The organism is Streptomyces lienomycini (assembly GCF_027947595.1).
Taxonomy (GTDB): domain Bacteria; phylum Actinomycetota; class Actinomycetes; order Streptomycetales; family Streptomycetaceae; genus Streptomyces; species Streptomyces lienomycini.
The window spans coordinates 5,508,018-5,524,924 of record NZ_CP116257.1; the positions used below are offsets into that span (position 1 = coordinate 5,508,018).

General features: G+C 72.6%; 19 protein-coding genes and 1 tRNA gene. 13 read left to right on the forward strand and 7 right to left on the reverse strand.

Going from position 1 to position 16,907, the window contains the following annotated elements:
- Positions 1-67 precede the first annotated feature (67 nt).
- Positions 68-868 (reverse strand): hypothetical protein, encoded by an 801-nt coding sequence (locus tag BJ961_RS25075; protein ID WP_271415048.1) that lies wholly within the window; start codon positions 866-868, stop codon positions 68-70.
- 47 nt (positions 869-915) lie between these two features.
- Here BJ961_RS25075 and BJ961_RS25080 point away from each other — a divergent pair, with 47 nt between their 5' ends.
- Complete coding sequence (locus BJ961_RS25080; RefSeq protein WP_003977152.1) at positions 916-1,104, forward strand: DUF5703 family protein; 189 nt, start codon at positions 916-918, stop codon at positions 1,102-1,104.
- Between the two features lie 90 nt (positions 1,105-1,194).
- Here BJ961_RS25080 and BJ961_RS25085 read toward each other — a convergent pair whose 3' ends face one another.
- The 3 genes from BJ961_RS25085 to BJ961_RS25095 form a co-directional block, all read right to left on the reverse strand.
- Positions 1,195-2,004 (reverse strand): chaplin, encoded by an 810-nt coding sequence (locus tag BJ961_RS25085; protein ID WP_271415049.1) that lies wholly within the window; start codon positions 2,002-2,004, stop codon positions 1,195-1,197.
- Between the two features lie 178 nt (positions 2,005-2,182).
- Positions 2,183-2,416, reverse strand: a complete 234-nt coding sequence (gene chpH, locus BJ961_RS25090; protein WP_019325258.1) for a chaplin ChpH — start codon at positions 2,414-2,416, stop codon at positions 2,183-2,185.
- A gap of 133 nt (positions 2,417-2,549) precedes the next feature.
- On the reverse strand, positions 2,550-3,875 hold the full coding sequence (locus BJ961_RS25095) for a M20/M25/M40 family metallo-hydrolase (protein ID WP_271415050.1): 1,326 nt from the start codon (positions 3,873-3,875) through the stop codon (positions 2,550-2,552).
- Between the two features lie 161 nt (positions 3,876-4,036).
- On the opposite strand from BJ961_RS25095, the gene BJ961_RS25100 reads away from it, so the two are divergent.
- A tRNA-Leu gene (locus tag BJ961_RS25100) sits at positions 4,037-4,124 on the forward strand.
- 67 nt (positions 4,125-4,191) lie between these two features.
- The gene (locus BJ961_RS25105; protein WP_271415051.1) at positions 4,192-4,566 is read left to right on the forward strand and encodes a YchJ family protein; all 375 of its coding nucleotides are present in this window, start codon (positions 4,192-4,194) and stop codon (positions 4,564-4,566) included.
- A 36-nt stretch (positions 4,567-4,602) separates the two neighbouring features.
- On the opposite strand, the gene BJ961_RS25110 is transcribed toward BJ961_RS25105, so the two are convergent.
- On the reverse strand, positions 4,603-5,304 hold the full coding sequence (locus tag BJ961_RS25110) for a FadR/GntR family transcriptional regulator (protein ID WP_271415052.1): 702 nt from the start codon (positions 5,302-5,304) through the stop codon (positions 4,603-4,605).
- 137 nt (positions 5,305-5,441) lie between these two features.
- Here BJ961_RS25110 and BJ961_RS25115 point away from each other — a divergent pair, with 137 nt between their 5' ends.
- The 4 genes from BJ961_RS25115 to BJ961_RS25130 all read left to right on the forward strand — a co-directional run bounded on the left by BJ961_RS25115 (position 5,442) and on the right by BJ961_RS25130 (position 9,320).
- Positions 5,442-5,969, forward strand: coding sequence for a gluconokinase (locus BJ961_RS25115; RefSeq protein WP_271415053.1), 528 nt, complete (start codon positions 5,442-5,444; stop codon positions 5,967-5,969).
- Positions 5,970-6,056: 87 nt separating this feature from the next.
- Positions 6,057-7,454: a GntP family permease gene (locus BJ961_RS25120; RefSeq protein WP_271415054.1), complete on the forward strand. Its 1,398-nt coding sequence runs from the start codon at positions 6,057-6,059 to the stop codon at positions 7,452-7,454.
- 46 nt (positions 7,455-7,500) lie between these two features.
- Positions 7,501-8,262, forward strand: a complete 762-nt coding sequence (locus BJ961_RS25125) for an SDR family oxidoreductase (RefSeq protein ID WP_271415055.1) — start codon at positions 7,501-7,503, stop codon at positions 8,260-8,262.
- Positions 8,259-9,320, forward strand: coding sequence for an L-idonate 5-dehydrogenase (locus tag BJ961_RS25130; protein ID WP_271415056.1), 1,062 nt, complete (start codon positions 8,259-8,261; stop codon positions 9,318-9,320). Before BJ961_RS25125 ends, BJ961_RS25130 begins: the two co-directional genes overlap by 4 nt.
- Before the next feature lie 40 nt (positions 9,321-9,360).
- On the opposite strand, the gene BJ961_RS25135 is transcribed toward BJ961_RS25130, so the two are convergent.
- Both BJ961_RS25135 and BJ961_RS25140 read right to left on the reverse strand, forming a co-directional pair.
- A complete protein-coding gene (locus BJ961_RS25135; RefSeq protein WP_271415057.1) occupies positions 9,361-10,899 on the reverse strand; it encodes an APC family permease in 1,539 nt (512 codons plus the stop codon).
- Between the two features lie 86 nt (positions 10,900-10,985).
- Positions 10,986-11,936 carry a hypothetical protein gene (locus BJ961_RS25140; protein ID WP_271415058.1) on the reverse strand — a complete coding sequence of 317 codons (951 nt, stop codon included), beginning with the start codon at positions 11,934-11,936 and terminating at the stop codon, positions 10,986-10,988.
- 281 nt (positions 11,937-12,217) lie between these two features.
- On the opposite strand from BJ961_RS25140, the gene BJ961_RS25145 reads away from it, so the two are divergent.
- The 6 genes from BJ961_RS25145 to BJ961_RS25170 all read left to right on the forward strand — a co-directional run bounded on the left by BJ961_RS25145 (position 12,218) and on the right by BJ961_RS25170 (position 16,846).
- Positions 12,218-13,111, forward strand: coding sequence for a DMT family transporter (locus tag BJ961_RS25145; protein WP_271415059.1), 894 nt, complete (start codon positions 12,218-12,220; stop codon positions 13,109-13,111).
- A 49-nt stretch (positions 13,112-13,160) separates the two neighbouring features.
- Positions 13,161-13,676, forward strand: a complete 516-nt coding sequence (locus tag BJ961_RS25150) for an NUDIX hydrolase (protein ID WP_271415060.1) — start codon at positions 13,161-13,163, stop codon at positions 13,674-13,676.
- Positions 13,677-13,725: 49 nt separating this feature from the next.
- A complete protein-coding gene (locus BJ961_RS25155) occupies positions 13,726-14,118 on the forward strand; it encodes a YidH family protein (RefSeq protein ID WP_271415061.1) in 393 nt (130 codons plus the stop codon).
- Between the two features lie 2 nt (positions 14,119-14,120).
- Positions 14,121-14,450, forward strand: coding sequence for a DUF202 domain-containing protein (locus BJ961_RS25160; RefSeq protein WP_271415062.1), 330 nt, complete (start codon positions 14,121-14,123; stop codon positions 14,448-14,450).
- Positions 14,451-14,599: 149 nt separating this feature from the next.
- Positions 14,600-15,625 (forward strand): phosphotransferase family protein, encoded by a 1,026-nt coding sequence (locus tag BJ961_RS25165; protein WP_271415063.1) that lies wholly within the window; start codon positions 14,600-14,602, stop codon positions 15,623-15,625.
- Between the two features lie 6 nt (positions 15,626-15,631).
- Positions 15,632-16,846: an acyl-CoA dehydrogenase family protein gene (locus BJ961_RS25170; RefSeq protein ID WP_271415064.1), complete on the forward strand. Its 1,215-nt coding sequence runs from the start codon at positions 15,632-15,634 to the stop codon at positions 16,844-16,846.
- The last annotated feature ends 61 nt before the right edge of the window (positions 16,847-16,907 follow it).

A 16,907-nucleotide genomic window follows, 5' to 3' on the forward strand; every position in this document is an offset into this window, starting at 1 on the left:
GCGAGGGCTGTCCGGAGTCGCTGTCACGGGGGAGGGGGAGGACAGCGCCTCCCCCGTCACCCGCCGCTCAGCGACCCGCCTCCAGCCGTGCCGGTGCGCCGTCGCCGTCGGTGTCCCCGTCGGCGTCGGCGTCGGCGTCGCTGTCGCCGTCCGGGTCGGGATCGTCGTCGCCCAGGTGGTCGTCCAGATCGTCCTCGACCTCGTCGACCAGGTCGGGGTCGTAGACCTCCCGGGGCTCCGCCCCGTCCGCCTCGTCGTCGTCGAACTCCTCGTCGAAGACCGCGCTGACGTCGAAGCGGCAGACCACCCGCTGGGGGTCGACCTGTTCGAACGGGTCCTCCAGCCACTCGCCGGGGTCGGCACTCTCGTCCGCGGCCGTCACCCAGAGCGTGGAGTCGCCCTCCTCCAGCCCGAACTCCTTGTGCCGGGAGGCGATCTCGTCCGGCTCGAACTCCCCGAACAGGAGGCCGACGGCCCCGTGCACCGTGCCCGAGGCCCCCACGTCCGGACCCTGTTCGTCCGCCGCCTCGACCCGCCTGGCCTGGGCCATCAGCCGCTGCGGCTCGGCCACGGCGTAGTCGCGGCGGATCAGGACGCTCAGCGCGCTGGGTTCCTCGGGCCCCGTGTAGGGCGGCAGCGTGTCCTCGGTGCCGGGGATCTCGAAGGGGGTGACCTCGTCGTACCGGTCGTAGAGCAGTTCGTCGTAAGCCTCCGCGGCCGCGGCCAGCTCGTTGAACGCGTCGTAGACGGCCGGGTCGTCCTCCCCCGACCGGCGTTCGACCGCGGCCAGGTGGCGGTCGAGCGCGGTCTTGACGGCCTCGGCGGCGGCGCGTACCTCGGCAGCGGTGGGCTGCGCAGCATCAGACATAGTGCAGACGCTATCCGTACCGGGCCCCAGCCCGCACAATAGATTCGATGCCGGAATACGAATTTGTCGATGTGTACCTACCGCGCGGGGTCACCCGCAAGGAGGCGGCACGTCAACTCACGGACCATGCCGAGTACGGACACTGGGAGTTGTACCGCCTGACCCTGCTGCGCGACGGCAGCCGCAAGGTGCGGTTGCGGCGCCGGATCATCCGCCAGGTGCGCGCCACCTGGTGAACCGGTGATCCCGCACGGCAGGGCGCGGGTGACGCGGACGGAGCGGGCCCCGCCGTCGCGGAGCCCGCTGTGTGCGCCCGTGCGCCCGTCTCACGCCGAGGCGCGCGCCTTGCGGTAGAGCACCGTGCCCGCGAGCAGCGCGCCGGCGCCCACCGGCAGGGCGAGGCCCAGCGGCAGTTCGCTGCCGGTCTCGGCGAGCCGCGCGTCACCGGGAGGCTGGGCGACGGTCTGGGTGCCCGGCCCGTTGTCGTCCGTCGAGCCGCCCGGCGTCTCGTCACCCGGGCCGGACGGGTTGTCCGGGGTGCCGGGGTTGCCGGGGTTCTCCGGCGTACCGGGGTTCCCGGGTTCGCCGGGCTTGCCCGGAGGCGTCTCGTCGTCGCCGGGCGGCGTGGAGTGATCCCCGCCACCGCCTCCGTTGTCGCACGCGTTGCCGAGGGCCGGGTTGAGGACACCGACGACGTCGATGCTGTTGCCGCACACGTTCACCGGCACGTCGATCGGCACCTCGACGTGGTTGCCGGAGCCGACGCCCGGCGAGTCCGAGGCGTGACCACCGGCGTGCGACCCGCTGTGCGAGCCCTCGTGCGAGCCGCCCTGGCTGCCGGAGTCGCCGTACCCGCCGGAGCCGCCGTGCCCGTGCCCGCCGGAGGCGCCGCCGCCCCGGTTGGCGCACGCGTTGCCCATCGCCGGGTTGAGGATGCCGACGACGTCGACCGTGTTGCCGCAGACGTTCACCGGCACGTGCACCGGAGCCTGCACCGTGTTGCCGGACAGTACGCCGGGCGAACCCGAAGTCGCGCCTTGCGCGCCCGAGTCCGCGTGGGCGGCGCCGCCCGCGGCGGCGAGCACGCCGGTGGCCGCCGCCATCGTCATCAGGCCCTTGCGGGTGACCTGTCGCATTTCCTGAATCCCTGCCTTGTCCTGGTCCCGTGGTACCGAGAATGCCGAGAATGCCGGAATTCCGGCCTTGCCGTCGATTCCTCGCCCGGAAGATCCCTCGAAAGGCCGTCGGCCCCGGAGCGCATGGCGTGCGCTCCGGGGCCGACGGACTCAGACCCTCACGGGGCGAGGCGCAACGTCACTTGTTGACGCAGACGTTGCCGAAGGCGGGGTTCAGCAGACCGATCACGGAGATCGTGTTGCCGCAGACGTTCACCGGCACGTGCACGGGGACCTGCACGACGTTGCCGGAAAGGACGCCGGGCGAGTGCACGGCGGCACCCTGGGCACCGGAGTCGGCGACGGCCATGCCCGCGCCCGCGAGAACCAGACCACCGGTGGCTGCCGCGGCGGCGACGACCTTCTTGAGCATTGTTCCTCCTAGTTGGCAAACGCGATCTCAAAATTGCCGATCGCATCACCTGTAACGAGGAGGGAGTAATCAGGCTACGAGCTTATGAGCGCATTCACTCGCCCCGGTCACCTCCCGTACGCACGGGCGAATTTCAGGACGCGTCGATGAAGCGGTCGAGCACCCGCACGCCGAACTGGAGTCCCTCCACCGGCACTCGCTCGTCCACGCCGTGGAACATGCCCGCGAAGTCCAGCTCCGGCGGCAGCTTGAGCGGCGCGAAGCCGAAGCCCCGGATGCCGAGTTCGTCGAAGGACTTGGCGTCCGTGCCGCCGGAGAGCATGTAGGGCACCGCCTTCGCGGCCGGGTCCTCGGCCACCAGGGCGGACTGCATGGCCTCGACCAGCGCCCCGTCGAAGGTCGTCTCGACGGCCTTGTTGGCGTGCACGTCCTCGCGCCGCACGTGCGGTCCGAGGATGCGGTCGACGTCGGCGAGGAACTCCTCCTCGTACCCGGGCAGGAAGCGCCCGTCGACGTGGGCGGTGGCCTCGCCGGGGATGACGTTGACCTTGTAACCCGCGCCCAGCTGGGTCGGGTTGGCGGTGTTGCTGAGGGTCGCGCCGATGAGCTTGGCGATGCCGCCGAGCTTGGCGAGCGTGCCCTCCATGTTCTCCGGGTCGAGGTCGGTGCCGAGCGCGTCGCCGAGTTCGTCGAGGAAGGCCCGGGTGGTCTTGGTGACGCGGACGGGGAACTTGTGCCGGCCCAGGCGTGCGACGGCCTCCGACAGCTCGGTGATGGCGTTGTCGCGGTGGATCATCGACCCGTGCCCCGCGGTGCCGGCCACCGTCAGCTTCATCCAGTGGATGCCCTTCTCGGCCGTCTGGATCAGGTAGAGGCGGCGCTGCTCGTTCACGGTGAAGGAGAAGCCGCCCACCTCGCTGATCGCCTCGGTGACGCCCTCGAACAGGTCGGGGTGGTGGTCCACGAGGTGCCGGGCGCCGTACGTGCCGCCGGCCTCCTCGTCGGCGAGGAAGGCCAGCACGATGTCGCGCGGGGGCTTGCGCCCGCTGCGCAGCCGGTCGCGGACGACCGCGAGGGTCATCGCGTCCATGTCCTTCATGTCGACCGCGCCGCGCCCCCACACGCACCCGTCGGCGACCTCGCCGGAGAAGGGGTGGTGGGTCCAGTCGTCCGCGTTGGCCGGGACGACGTCGGTGTGGCCGTGGATGAGCAGCGCGGGCCGGGACGGGTCCTCGCCCTCGATCCGGGCCACCGTGGAGGCGCGTCCGGGGTGGGACTCGAAGATCTTCGGTTCCAGCCCCACCTCGGCGAGCTTCTCCGCGACGTACTCGGCGGCCTTGCGCTCGCCCGGCCCCGAGTGGTCGCCGTAGTTGCTGGTGTCGATCCGGATCAGCTCGCGGCAGAGGTCGACGACCTCGTCCTCGCCGGTGACGCTCCTGGCCGTGCCCGAGTCGCTCACGTGGTTCCTCCCGCTGTCGCTGCCGATGTCACTGCTGGTGGGTCCCCCTCATCCTCCCCCTCCGGCCGTCCGCGCCCAAGGAGGGGGTGATCGGCCACCCCGGAAAGCCTGGTAATGTTTACGTCGTCGCCAAGGGCAGCAACCCGCGCGACAGACACCTTGTCCGGGTGGCGGAATGGCAGACGCGCTAGCTTGAGGTGCTAGTGCCCTTTATCGGGCGTGGGGGTTCAAGTCCCCCCTCGGACACCAGCTGAGACCCCTGCTGAGCAGGGGTTTTCTGCTTTTCTCGCCCCGTTTCTCCTCTACAGTGGTCGCCATGACCACCCCTTCCTGCCCCTGCGGGCGGTCCGAGCCGTACGAGAAGTGCTGCGGCCGTCTCCACGCCGGGACCGCCGCCGCCCCGACCGCCGAGGACCTGATGCGTTCGCGCTACGGCGCCTTCGTGAAGCGGGACACGGGGTACCTGCTGCGCACCTGGCACCCGCGGACCCGGCCGGCCCGGCTCGACCTCGACCCGGGTATGCGGTGGACCGGCCTGGAGATCTTGGGCACCACCGAGGGATCCGCCTTCCACACCACCGGCACCGTGACCTTCCGGGCGTCCTACCGCGGCGGTTCGCTGCACGAGCGGAGCCGGTTCGAGCGGGTCGACGGGGCGTGGGTGTACGTGGACGGGGAGTTCCTCGACTGACGCCCCCTCCGGCCCGCCACGGCTCTCTACGGCTCTCTACGGCGCCAGGATGTCCAGCTCCTGCAGCGCCCCGACCGTGATCTCCCGGGTCAGCTCCTCCGCGCGCGCGGCGTCGCGGGCGCGGACGGCCTCGGCGACCTGGACGTGCAGGGTGACGGCGGCCGGGTCGGGGTCCTCGAACATCACGTCGTGGTGGGTGCGGCCGGCCAGGACCTCGGCGACGACGCCGCCGAGGCGGGCGAACATCTCGTTGCCGGAGGCCGTGAGGATGACGCGGTGGAAGGCGACGTCGTGGAAGAGGTACTCCTCCAGCCGGTGACCGCGTGAGTTGGCGACCATGCCGAGCGCGCACTCGGTCAGCTCGGCGCACTGCTCCGGCGTGGCGAGCCGGGCCGCCAGGCCCGCCGCCACCGGTTCCACGGCCGACCTGAGCACGGTGAGGGAGCGCAGCTGCCGGGGGCGTTCGGTGCCGGCCAGGCGCCAGCGGATGACCTGCGGGTCGTAGACGTTCCACTCGCACTCGGGCAGGACGGTGACGCCCACGCGGCGGCGCGACTCGACGAGGTGCATGGACTCCAGCACCCGGACCGCCTCCCGCATCACGGAGCGCGACACCTCGAAGCGCTGTGCCAGCTCGTCGGTGCGCAGAACGCTGCCCGCGGGGTAGGCGCCCGCTGTGATCGCGGGGCCGAGGGCGTCCAGTACGCGGCCGTGCAGCCCTCGGTCCGGTGTGCTCATGCACTCAGCGTACGGGGCGCGTCACCGGAACAAAAAGTCAGACTTATATGTCACAGGGGCTTGAATTCGTCGTACGTAATGGGTTTCAGTTACGTCGACATCAGGTGTCGACGAAGACAGCAGACAGCGAGAGTGCGATGCAGCAACTGCACACCCCCCACGTGGTCGTGGTCATGGGCGTCGCGGGCACCGGGAAGACCACCATCGGTCCCCTGCTCGCGGCCCGGCTCGGCGTTCCCTACGCCGAGGGCGACGACTTCCACCCACCGGCCAACATCTCCAAGATGACGGCCGGCACCCCGCTCACCGACGAGGACCGCTGGCCCTGGCTGGACGCCATCGGCGGCTGGGCGCACGGGCGTGCCGGGCTCGGTGGGGTGGTGAGCAGTTCGGCGCTGAAGCGCTCGTACCGCGACCGGCTGCGGGCCGCCGCTCCCGGTGTCGTCTTCGTGCATCTCACGGGCAGCCGTGAGCTGATCGAGGACCGGATGTCGCACCGGCAGGGCCACTTCATGCCGACGGCCCTGCTCGACTCCCAGTTCGCCACGCTCCAGCCGCTCCAGCCGGACGAGGCGGGAGTCGCGGTGGACGTGGCCGGCACCCCCGAGGAGATCACCGGACGGGCGGCGGACGCCCTGAAGGGTCTTCCCGAGCCGGCCCGGTAACCCGCCGCACCCCTCCCCCGGGGCCGTGCCACCCCCGCGCGCACCGCCCCGAATCCCCCGAATCCCCATCACCGCAAGGAACCCACCGTGACCAGACTCAGCGTCGAGATGCTGGCAGCGGACACCGTCGAGCCGATCACCTCGGCCGGTCACGCCCAGCTGGGCATCGCCGTGCTCCTGGGCATCGCCGTCATCGTCCTGCTCATCACCAAGTTCAAGCTGCATGCCTTCCTGTCGCTGACCATCGGGTCACTGGCGCTCGGCGCGTTCGCCGGAGCGCCGCTGGACAAGGTCATCACCAGCTTCACCGCCGGGCTCGGCTCCACCGTCGCGGGCGTCGGCGTGCTGATCGCCCTCGGCGCGATCCTCGGCAAGATGCTCGCCGGCTCCGGCGGCGCCGACCAGATCGTGGACACCATCCTCGCCAGGGCGACGCCCCGTTCGATGCCGTGGACGATGGTGCTGATCGCCTCGGTCATCGGACTGCCGCTGTTCTTCGAGGTCGGCATCGTGCTGCTGATCCCGGTCGTCCTGATGGTCGCCAAGCGCGGCAACTACTCGCTGATGCGGATCGGCATCCCGGCGCTGGCCGGTCTGTCCGTGATGCACGGCCTGGTCCCGCCGCACCCCGGCCCGCTGGTCGCCATCGACGCGGTGGACGCCAACCTCGGCGTGACCCTCGCGCTGGGCGTGCTGATCGCCATCCCGACGGTGATCATCGCCGGTCCGCTGTTCTCGAAGTACGCGGCCCGCTGGGTGGACGTCCCGGCGCCCGACCGCATGACCCCGCAGCGCGCCTCCGAGGAACTGGACAAGCGTCCCGGCTTCGGTCCCACCCTGGCCACGATCCTGCTGCCGGTCGTCCTGATGCTGCTCAAGGCGCTCGTCGACATCATCGTCGACGACCCCGAGAACGTGGTGCAGCGCACCTTCGACGTCATCGGCAACCCGCTGATCGCCCTGCTGGTCGCCGTGCTCGTCGGCATCTTCACGCTGCTGCGGCCCGCCGGGTTCGGCAAGGACCGTCTTACCGGGCTGGTCGAGAAGGGCCTCGCGCCCATCGCCGGCATCCTCCTGATCGTCGGCGCGGGCGGCGGCTTCAAGCAGACGCTGATCGACTCCGGTGTGGGCCAGATGATCCTGGAGATCTCCAAGGACTGGTCGATCCCGGCGCTGCTGCTGGCCTGGCTGATCGCGGTGGTGATCCGGCTGGCGACCGGTTCGGCGACGGTGGCGACGGTCTCGGCGGCCGGTCTGGTCGCGCCGCTCGCGGCCGACATGTCGACCACGCACGCCGCGCTGCTGGTCCTGGCCATCGGCGCCGGCTCGCTCTTCTTCAGCCATGTCAACGACGCCGGCTTCTGGCTGGTGAAGGAGTACTTCGGGCTGAACGTCGGCCAGACCATCAAGACCTGGTCCGTCATGGAGACGATCATCTCGGTGGTCGCCGGTGGACTGGTGCTGCTGTTGTCCCTGGTCATATAGCCGCACCGGGAACACGCACCGCTCAGCAAGGTTCAGGAGTACGACGATGACGGCTCACCCCCTCTTCGACATCGGCGGGCGCACCGCCCTGGTGACCGGCTCCAGCCGGGGCATCGGGCTGGCGCTGGCCCGGGGCCTGGCGGAGGCCGGCTGCCGGGTGGTCCTCAACGGACGCGACGCCGACCGCCTCGCCGAGGCCGCCGCCGGCCTTCCCGGCGACGTCCGCACCGCGGTGTTCGACGTGACCGACGGTCCGTCCGTGGCCGCCGGGATCGCGGAGGTCGAGGAGCGGGTGGGTCCGCTCGACATCCTGGTCAACAACGCCGGGATGCAGCTGCGGGCACCTCTGCTGGAGTTCGCGGACGCGGACTGGCACCGTGTCCTGGACACCAACCTCACCAGCGCCTTCCTGGTGGGCCGGGAGGCCGCGCGCCGGATGACGGAACGCGGCCGCGGCAAGATCGTCAACATCTGCTCGCTGCAGAGCGAGGTGGTCCGCCCGGGCATCGCGCCCTACGCGGCCACCAAGGGCGCGCTGAAGATGCTGACGAAGGGCATGTGCGCGGACTGGGGCCCGTACGGCGTCCAGGTCAACGGGCTCGGTCCCGGCTACATCGAGACCGAGCTGACCCGGCCGCTGGTCGAGGACGAGGAGTTCAGCGCCTGGGTGCGCGGGCGCACTCCGGCCGGCCGCTGGGGCCGGACCGAGGACCTGGTGGGCGGGCTGCTGTTCCTCGCCTCGCCCGCCGCGGACTTCGTCGGCGGACAGATCCTGTACGTCGACGGCGGAATGACGAGCGTGCTGTGAGCGCCGGGGAGGCTTCCGCGCGGGCCTGTGTGATCCACGGCGCGGGCGACCTGCGCGTCGAGGACGTGCCGGTCCCCCGCCCGGGTCCGGGCGAGGCGCTGGTCGCGGTCCGCTACGGCGGTGTCTGCGGCTCGGACCTGCACTACTGGCGGCACGGGGGCGTCGGCGACTTCCGCCTGCGGGAGCCGATGCTGCTCGGGCACGAGGTGGTCGGGACGGTGGTGGCGTACGGCTCGCCGGACACGCCGGGTCCTGCGACCGGTACGCCCGTCGCCGTGCACCCGGCGACCCCGTGCGGGGTGTGCCCGGAGTGCGTGGACGGGCGGCGCAACGTGTGCCGGGACACCCGGTACCTGGGCAGCGCGGCCCGCTTCCCGCATGTGCAGGGCGGCTTCGCGGCGCGGATCGTGGTCCCCGCCGGACAGTTGCGCGCCCTCCCGGCCGGCCTCGACCCGCGCCGTGCCGCCCTCGCGGAGCCCCTCTCCGTCGCCCTGCACGCCGTGCGCCGGGCCGGGGACCTGACCGGGCGGCGGCTGCTGGTCACCGGGGCCGGGCCGATCGGGTGCCTGGTGGTCGCGGCGGCCAAGGCGGCGGGCGCGGCCCACGTGACGGTGACGGACCTGCTGCCCGCGGCACTTCAGTACGCGCGAGCCGCCGGGGCCGACGCCCTCGTACGGGCCGACGACCCGGACGGGACCGGCCTGCCGGTGGAGGTGGACACGGCGATCGAGGCGTCCGGAGTGGCCGCGGGGCTCGACACCTGTCTGCGCCTGGTGCGGCGCGGCGGCGTGGTCGTCCAGCTCGGCATGCTGCCGCCGGGGCTCAGTCCCTTCGCGGGCAACCTGGTGGTGAGCCGGGAGATCGAGCTGCGCGGGGCGTTCCGCTTCGACGGCGAGTTCGACGGGGCGCTGCGGCTGTTGGCGGCCGAGCCCGCGTTCGACGCGCTGGTCAGCGCGGTGGTGCCGGTGCGGGAGGCGGAGTCGGCGTTCGAGCTGGCCGCGGACCGGAGCCGGTCCTGCAAGGTGCTGCTGGACTTCGGCGCGGCCCCGGCCGGCTGAAGGGCCGGAGCCGGGACCCGCGCGAGGCCGCGCCCTCCGGTCAGGAGGACGCGGCCTTGTCCAGCTGGAACGCCTCGTTGCCCTGCCCGATGCGGGCGTGCCGCTCGGGTGCGCGGGCCCGCAGGATCAGGCCCTGCACCACTCCGGCGACCGCGGCCAGGCCGATGATGCCGGGCAGTACCCAGCTCAGGGCGGAGTCGGGCCCCGCTCCGACGAGGACGTCGAAGTCCTTGACCGTGTACCCGGCGATCACCAGCAGGGCGATGCCCGCGACGGTGGAGGTGACCAGGCGTACGCGCTGGGCCCCGGCGGCGCCGCGCCGGACGAAGAAGGCGACGACGGAGAACGAGGCGGCGGCCATCAGCACGATCACGCCGAGGGCCCCGATGTTGCCGCCCCAGGTGAACAGGTGCAGCACGGGCTGGGTCGGGTCTCCGTTCGGCTTGTCGTCGGCGATCGCGAAGCCGGCGACGACCACCGCGGACACGGCGGTCTGGAGCAGCGAGCCGGTGCCGGGCGCACCGCTGGTGCCGCTGGTCCGCCCGAAGGCACGGGGCAGCAGGCCCTCGCGGCCCATGGCGAAGGCGTAGCGGGCGACGACGTTGTGGAAGCTGAGCAGGGCGGCGAACATGCCGGTGACGAACAGGACGTGCAGGACGTCGGTGAAGGTGCCGCCGAGCCGTGACTCGGTCAGGAAGAACAGCAGTCCGGCGCTCTGCTCCTGCGCGGTGCCGACGATCCTGTCGGGTCCGGTGGCCACGGTCAGGGCCCAGCTGCTGAGCGCGAAGAAGACGGCCACCCCGCCGACCGCCAGGAACATGACACGCGGAACGAGCACGTGCGGCCGGCTGGTCTCCTCGGCGTACACCGGCGCCTGCTCGAAGCCGAGGAAGGCGGCGATGCAGAAGCAGAGCGCGGTGCCGACCCCGGCGCCGGTGAGGGTGTCCGGGTTGAAGGCGTGCAGCGACAGGCCCTGTGCCCCCGGGTCGGTGACGGCGGCGATGTCGAACACCACCACGAGCACGACCTCGATGAGCAGCAGGACGCCCAGTACGCGCGCGTTGACGTCGATCTTCAGCCAGCCCAGCGCGCCGACGGCGAGCACCGCCAGCAGGGCCGGGATCCACCAGGCCACGTCGAGGTCGGCGTAGGTGGCGAGCAGCCCGGAGACCTCGAAGCCGAAGATGCCGTAGATGCCGACCTGGAGGGCGTTGTAGGCGACCAGCGCGACCAGGGCCGCGCCCGCGCCGGCGGTGCCGCCGAGGCCGCGGGAGATGTAGGCGTAGAAGGCGCCCGCGTTGTGGACGTGCCGGCTCATCTCGGCGTATCCGACGCTGAACAGGATCAGCACCACGCCGAGCACCACGAAGAGCAGCGGCTGGCCGACGATGCCCATGACCGCGAAGGTGGTGGGCATGACGCCCGCGACCACCATCAGCGGGGCGGTGGCCGCGAGGACGGACAGGAGGAGTCCTCCGGTGCCGAGCCGGTCGGCGCGCAGCGCGCGCTCCTCGCCCTTGAACGTGCTGATGGCGCCACCGCTCGCGGATGCGCGCGTGCTCGAACTGCCCGTGGTCATCGCAGGACGTCCTTCTCTCGTGTGGCCTCGTGTGGCTCTCGTGCGGCTCTCGTGCGGGGTGGTGTGCGTCGGGTCGGTCGGGGCGGTCAGGCCGTGCCGAGCGCGCCGGCGCGGGCGGCCCGGAAGGCGGCGAACGGGTCGCGGTCCGGGTACGACCACGGGGCGGGTGTGGCGTGCTCGCCGATGCGGTGGAAGAGGGCGGCGGCCTCGGCGCCGCGGCCCTCGCAGGACTTGGCGTGGGCGAGGAAGTTGAGGTCGACCAGGCGGCGCGGGTGGCCGTCCTGCTCCCACTCCAGCCACCAGTCGAAGGCGGCCTTCATCACCAGCCGGGCGCGTCGGCCGACCCAGTGTCCGGAGGCGCTCGGGTCGGTGGACTCCAGTCCGGCGGCGGCCAGCACACGGTAGCGCTCGGCGTGCGCGACGACCGGGAGGATGGCCAGCGGTGAGTCGGCGGGGGCCTGCTCGGCGGCCCAGTTGGCGAAGTCGTACACCTCGTGCAGCGGGTCGGGCCCGCCGTCGCCGACGCGCTCGGCGAGCCGGGCCACCATCAGGTGGTGGGCGTGGTGGTGGTCGGCGTACCGGCCGCGCACCTCGTCGAAGGCGCGGACGACGTCCTCGTCGGCGCCCAGCGCCCGCTCCAGGACGAGGAGCCCGAGCCAGGGCGTGGGGTCCTCCGGTACGAGGGCGGCGGCGGCGCGGCAGGCCTCGCGGACCGGGTCGGGCTTCTCCTTGCCCCGCAGGGCGCGGTGGACCAGTGCGAGGGCGAGCAGGACCGCGGCGTCGGCGGAGTCGGGTTCGGCGAGCAGCCACTCGCGGGCCCAGGGGGCGCAGTGGGGCTCCTTGGCGAGTACGGCCGTCCGGTGTCCCCGACGGTCCCAGTCGTCACCCGTGTGGACCAGCAGGGAGCGCACGGACTGCCAGCGACCCTGGGCCAACGCGGCGCGGACGGCGATGAGTTCGGCGTCGTCGAGGGCCTCGTCGAAGGTCTGGGCGGCGCGTTTGCGGCCGCGGCCGAGCGGAAGCGGAGGTGGGGGCACCGCGGGAATCTTCCTCACGCGACGGGGTGGGCCGTCGTAGCCGGACTTCCATGACCGGATTGCCATGAACTGATCACGCACAGCAAACCGGCAGCCAACGCTTGACGTCAAGAGGATTCATCCCGTTACACGCGTCAACTGGCGTGATCACAGGGGTACTTGGGACAGACCCCCGCGCCTTCTCCCCCTCGAATGCACCACTCGCCCGGCGTCCGGCACCCACCCGCACTAGAGTCGGCCCCGACGCCCCCGTGACCCGACTGACGATCGAGGTACGCAGCGTGTCGGTTCTGGTTCTGGTCCTCGCCGTGAGCGCCGCGTGCTGTCTGGGCTTCGGTTTCGTCCTCCAGCAGAACGTGGCCGAGCGCGCCCCGCTGGGCGACTTCCTCTCGCCCCGCCTCCTGCTCGACCTCGTGCGGGTGCCGCGCTGGCTGGCCGGCATGGGCCTGATGGTGGCCGGGCTGGTCCTCGGCGCGATCGCGCTGGGCGGCGGCGAACTGACCCTCATCGAGCCCCTGCTGGCGACCAACCTCCTGTTCGCCCTCGCCCTGTCCCGCATACAGACCCGGCAGCCGCTGGGCCACCAGGGCTGGGCCGGCCTCGCGCTGCTCGCGGGCGGGGTGACCGCCTTCATCCTGGCGGGCGAGCCGCGCGGGGGCAGCGCGGTGACCGACCCCGTACGGCACTGGCTGATCGTCGGCGCGATGCTGGGCCTGGCCCTGCTGCTCACGCTGGGCGCCGGACGCCTGCGGCTGACGTGGGGTCCGACGCTGCTGGCCCTGGCCGCCGGCCTGCTGTACGGGGTGCAGGACGCGCTGACCCGGGTCAGCGGCCGGCGCTTCTCCGCGGGCGGCTTCGCGGGCCTGCTGACGAGCTGGCAGCCGTACGCCGTGGTGGTGCTCGGGGTCACCGGCCTGGTCCTGGTCCAGAGCGCCTTCGAGACGGCGCCCCTGCGCAGGTCGCTGCCCGCGCTGACGGCGGCCCAGCCGCTCGCGGGCATCGCCTGCGGGGTCGGTTTCCTCGGCGACCGGCTGCACACGGACACCGGGGCCCTCGCGTGGGAGGCGGGGGGTCTCGCGGCGGTCGTGGCGGGCATCGTCCTGCTGGGCCTGCATCCGGCGATGCCCCAGGGCACGGGCGAGAGCGGGCACGAACGGGCACTGGAGCGGCGCTGAGGAGGTCCGCGGCGGCGCCCGCGGTGCGGCCGGCTGCTTGGATGGGCGCATGAGTTCTGCTGACGAGATCCTCGACGTCGTCGACGAGGACGACCGCGTCGTCGGGCAGGCCCGGCGGGGCGACGTGTACGCCCGGGGGCTGCGCCACCGCTGCGTGTTCGTGTGGGCCCGGGACCCGGAGGGGCGCGTCTTCGTCCACCGCCGCACGGCGACGAAGCTGGCGTTCCCCTCCCTGTACGACATGTTCGTCGGCGGGGTGGTGGGGGCGGGCGAGTCCTACGACGACGCGGCGCTGCGGGAGGCGGAGGAGGAGCTGGGGGTGAGCGGGCTGCCGCGCCCGGAGCACCTCTTCACGTTCCTGTACGACGACGGCGCGGGGCGCACCTGGTGGTCGGCGGTGTACGAGGTGCGGTGCGCGGGGCCGGTCGCCCCGCAGGTGGAGGAGGTCGACTGGTACGGGTTCCTCACGCCGGAGGAGCTGGAGGGACGGCTGCGGGGCGGGGAGTGGGACTTCACTCCGGACGGGCTGGAGGCGTACGCGCGACTGCGGGCCCTGCGGGGGTGAGCGGTCCGTGCCCCGCGGTCGCGGCGGGAGGGACCGATAGGGTCCCCGGGTGATCGAATTCGTGCGGAACGTCCGGCTGTGGTTCGCGCCCGAGGGGGTGCGGCGGGAGGGGGGTACCCCCGACTACCGGTTCTCGCTGGCCAACGAGCGCACCTTCCTGGCCTGGCTGCGGACCGCGCTCGCGCTGATCGGCGGCGGCTTCGCGGTCGACCAGTTCCTGCCCGACCTGCGCTGGGGCTGGCGCGTGGGGCTCGCGCTCGCGCTGCTCGGCGCCGGGGTGCTGTGCTCGCTGCGGGCCGTGAACCACTGGGTGCGCTGCGAACGCGCCATGCGCCGGGGAGAGGACCTGCCCGTCTCCCGCTTCCCGGCGCTGCTCGGCCTGGTCGTCGCGGTGGTCGCCGTGGTCATGGTCGTCGTGGTCCTCGTCGGCTGGGAGGGCTGAGCGTGAGCGGCGCCGACGCGGCACCCGCCGACCGCGACCCGGGGCTCCAGCCCGAGCGCACCCGGCTCGCCTGGCGCCGCACCACCCTGTCCGGCACGGTCGCCGCCGTACTCGCCGCGAAGACCGTGCTGCACGAGGGCCCCACGCCCGCCTCGGTGCTCGCCGCCGCGCTGTGCTGCGCGCTGTGGCTGGCCTTCCTCCGCGTCGCCCACGGACGCATCCGCACCCTCGCCTCGGCGCACCGGCCCCCCGCCCTCACCCCGCCGCACGCCGCGGCGGCGGTCCTGTGCACCGTGGCCCTCGCGGTCTGCGGCGCGTTCCTCGTCCTCTGAAGGCCGCGGAGCGGACGGCGGCTCCCGGAGAACGGCGCGGGCCGCGGACCCGGCCGTAACGCCGATCACGTCCGGTTCGCCCACTGGACGGCATACCGACCGGTCGGCATCATGAGTCGGGTACTGTTCACCTGCCCCAGGGAGCGACGATGAGCCCCGACCACCCGCCCGGACTCGACCTCGACCGGTTGCGCGTCCTGCTCGACCGCGAGCGGCCCGGCCTGGTGGCCGGTCCGCTGTCCGGCCGGCTGATCGAGGGCGGACGGTCGAACCTCACCTACGCCGTCTCGGACGGCGGCGCCCGCTGGGTCGTGCGGCGGCCCCCGCTCGGCCACGTCCTGGCCACCGCGCACGACATGCGGCGCGAGCACCGGGTCATCAGCGCCCTGCACCCGACGGCCGTGCCCGTGCCCCGCCCTGTGCTGCTGTGCGAGGACGAGGAGGTGCTGGGGGCGCCCTTCTACGTGATGGAGTTCGTGGACGGCGTCCCGTACCGCACCTCCGAGCAGCTCGCCCCCCTCGGTCCGGAGCGCACCCGGGCCGCCGTGCTGAACCTCGTCGACACGCTGGTCGGGCTGCACGCGGTGGACCCGGTCGAGGTGGGCCTCGCGGACTTCGGCCGGCCCGAGGGCTTCCTGGACCGCCAGCTCCGCCGCTGGGCCAAGCAGCTCGACGCGTCCCGCGACCGGGACCTGGCCGGCATCGACGAACTGCACGCCACCCTCGGCCGCGAGCTGCCCCGCTCCCCCGCACCGACCGTCGTGCACGGCGACTACCGCCTCGACAACGTCCTGATCGGCGGCGAGGACGACGAGATCCGGGCGATCCTGGACTGGGAGATGTCCACGCTGGGCGATCCGCTGACCGACCTCGGACTGCTGGTGATGTACAGCAGCCCCCTCGGCCTGCCCGACTCCCCCGTCTCCACCACCGCCCAGGCGCCCGGCCACCCGGCCCCCGCCGAGCTGATCGAGCGGTACGCCGCGCGCTCGGGGCGCGACGTGTCCGCCGTCGCCTGGTACACGGCGTTCGCCTGGTTCAAGCTGGCCGTGATCCTGGAGGGCATCCACTACCGCTACACGCTGGGCCAGACGGTCGGCCGCGGCTTCGACCGCATCGGCGACCTCGTCCCCGTCTTCATCGAGCACGGCCTGACCACCCTTCAGAAGGGCTGACCCGCCATGGACTTCACGTACGACGCACGCACCGAGGAACTCCGCGCCAGGCTGCTCGCCTTCATGGACGAACACGTCTACCCGGCCGAACAGGTCGTCCACGAGCAGCGCGCCCGGCTGGCCTCGCCCTGGGAGACCCCGCGGGTGGTGGAGGACCTGAAGGCCGAGGCCCGCCGCCAGGGCCTGTGGAACCTCTTCCTCCCCGACGCCGAGCACGGCGCCGGGCTCACCAACCTCCAGTACGCCCCGCTCGCCGAGATCACCGGCCGCAGCCCGCAGCTCGCGCCGACCGCGACGAACTGCGCCGCGCCCGACACGGGGAACATGGAGGTGCTGGCCCAGTTCGCCGACGAGGCGCAGCGCAAGCAGTGGCTCCAGCCGCTGCTCGCCGGGGAGATCCGCTCGGCGTTCGCGATGACCGAGCCGGACGTGGCCTCCTCGGACGCCACGAACATCACCACGCGCATCGAGCGCGAGGGCGACGAGTACGTCATCACCGGGCGCAAGTGGTACATCTCCGGGGCGATGAACCCGGACTGCGGGATCTTCATCGTGATGGGCAAGACCGACCCCGAGGGCGAGGACATCCGCCGCCAGCAGTCCATGGTGCTGGTCCCGCGCGACACGCCCGGGGTGACGGTCGACCGGGCCATGCAGGTCTTCGGGTACGAGGACCACTACCACGGCGGGCACGCCGAGGTGACCTTCGACCACGCGCGCGTGCCGGTGTCGAACCTCGTCGGCGAGGAGGGCGGCGGCTTCGCCATCGCCCAGGCCCGGCTCGGTCCCGGCCGGATCCACCACTGCATGCGGCTGATCGGCATGGCCGAGCGGGCGATCGAGCTGATGTGCCGCCGCGCGGTCTCCCGCGACGCCTTCGGCAAGGCGCTGGCCCAGCAGGGCGTGGTCCACAACTGGATCGCGGACGCCCGGGTCACCGTCGAGCAGTTGCGGCTGCTGGTGCTGAAGACCGCGTGGCTGATGGACACCGTCGGCAACCGGGGCGCGCACACCGAGATCCAGGCCATCAAGATCGCCACGCCCCGCGCGGTGGTCGACATCATCGACCGGGCGATCCAGCTGCACGGCGCGGGCGGCGTGAGCCAGGACTTCCCGCTGGCCGAACTGTACGCGGGCGCCCGGACGCTGATGATCGCCGACGGCCCGGACGAGGTGCACCAGCGCTCGCTGGCCCGCCGGGAGATCAAGAAGTACCTCTAGTAGCCGCCGGAGCCGTGGTGTTCGGCGCGCGCGAGCGCACGGGCGAAGGAGACGAGACGGA

Excerpts from the sequence above, each read along its gene's own strand:
- BJ961_RS25135 (WP_271415057.1), bottom strand. The coding sequence starts at position 10,899 with ATGACCACGGGCAGTTCGAGCACGCGCGCATCCGCGAGCGGTGGCGCC.
- BJ961_RS25075 (WP_271415048.1), bottom strand. The coding sequence starts at position 868 with ATGTCTGATGCTGCGCAGCCCACCGCTGCCGAGGTACGCGCCGCCGCC.
- BJ961_RS25105 (WP_271415051.1), top strand. The coding sequence starts at position 4,192 with ATGACCACCCCTTCCTGCCCCTGCGGGCGGTCCGAGCCGTACGAGAAG.
- chpH (WP_019325258.1), bottom strand. The coding sequence starts at position 2,416 with ATGCTCAAGAAGGTCGTCGCCGCCGCGGCAGCCACCGGTGGTCTGGTT.
- BJ961_RS25150 (WP_271415060.1), top strand. The coding sequence starts at position 13,161 with ATGAGTTCTGCTGACGAGATCCTCGACGTCGTCGACGAGGACGACCGC.
- BJ961_RS25085 (WP_271415049.1), bottom strand. The coding sequence starts at position 2,004 with ATGCGACAGGTCACCCGCAAGGGCCTGATGACGATGGCGGCGGCCACC.
- BJ961_RS25110 (WP_271415052.1), bottom strand. The coding sequence starts at position 5,304 with ATGAGCACACCGGACCGAGGGCTGCACGGCCGCGTACTGGACGCCCTC.
- BJ961_RS25080 (WP_003977152.1), top strand. The coding sequence starts at position 916 with ATGCCGGAATACGAATTTGTCGATGTGTACCTACCGCGCGGGGTCACC.
- BJ961_RS25125 (WP_271415055.1), top strand. The coding sequence starts at position 7,501 with ATGACGGCTCACCCCCTCTTCGACATCGGCGGGCGCACCGCCCTGGTG.
- BJ961_RS25115 (WP_271415053.1), top strand. The coding sequence starts at position 5,442 with ATGCAGCAACTGCACACCCCCCACGTGGTCGTGGTCATGGGCGTCGCG.
- BJ961_RS25170 (WP_271415064.1), top strand. The coding sequence starts at position 15,632 with ATGGACTTCACGTACGACGCACGCACCGAGGAACTCCGCGCCAGGCTG.
- BJ961_RS25165 (WP_271415063.1), top strand. The coding sequence starts at position 14,600 with ATGAGCCCCGACCACCCGCCCGGACTCGACCTCGACCGGTTGCGCGTC.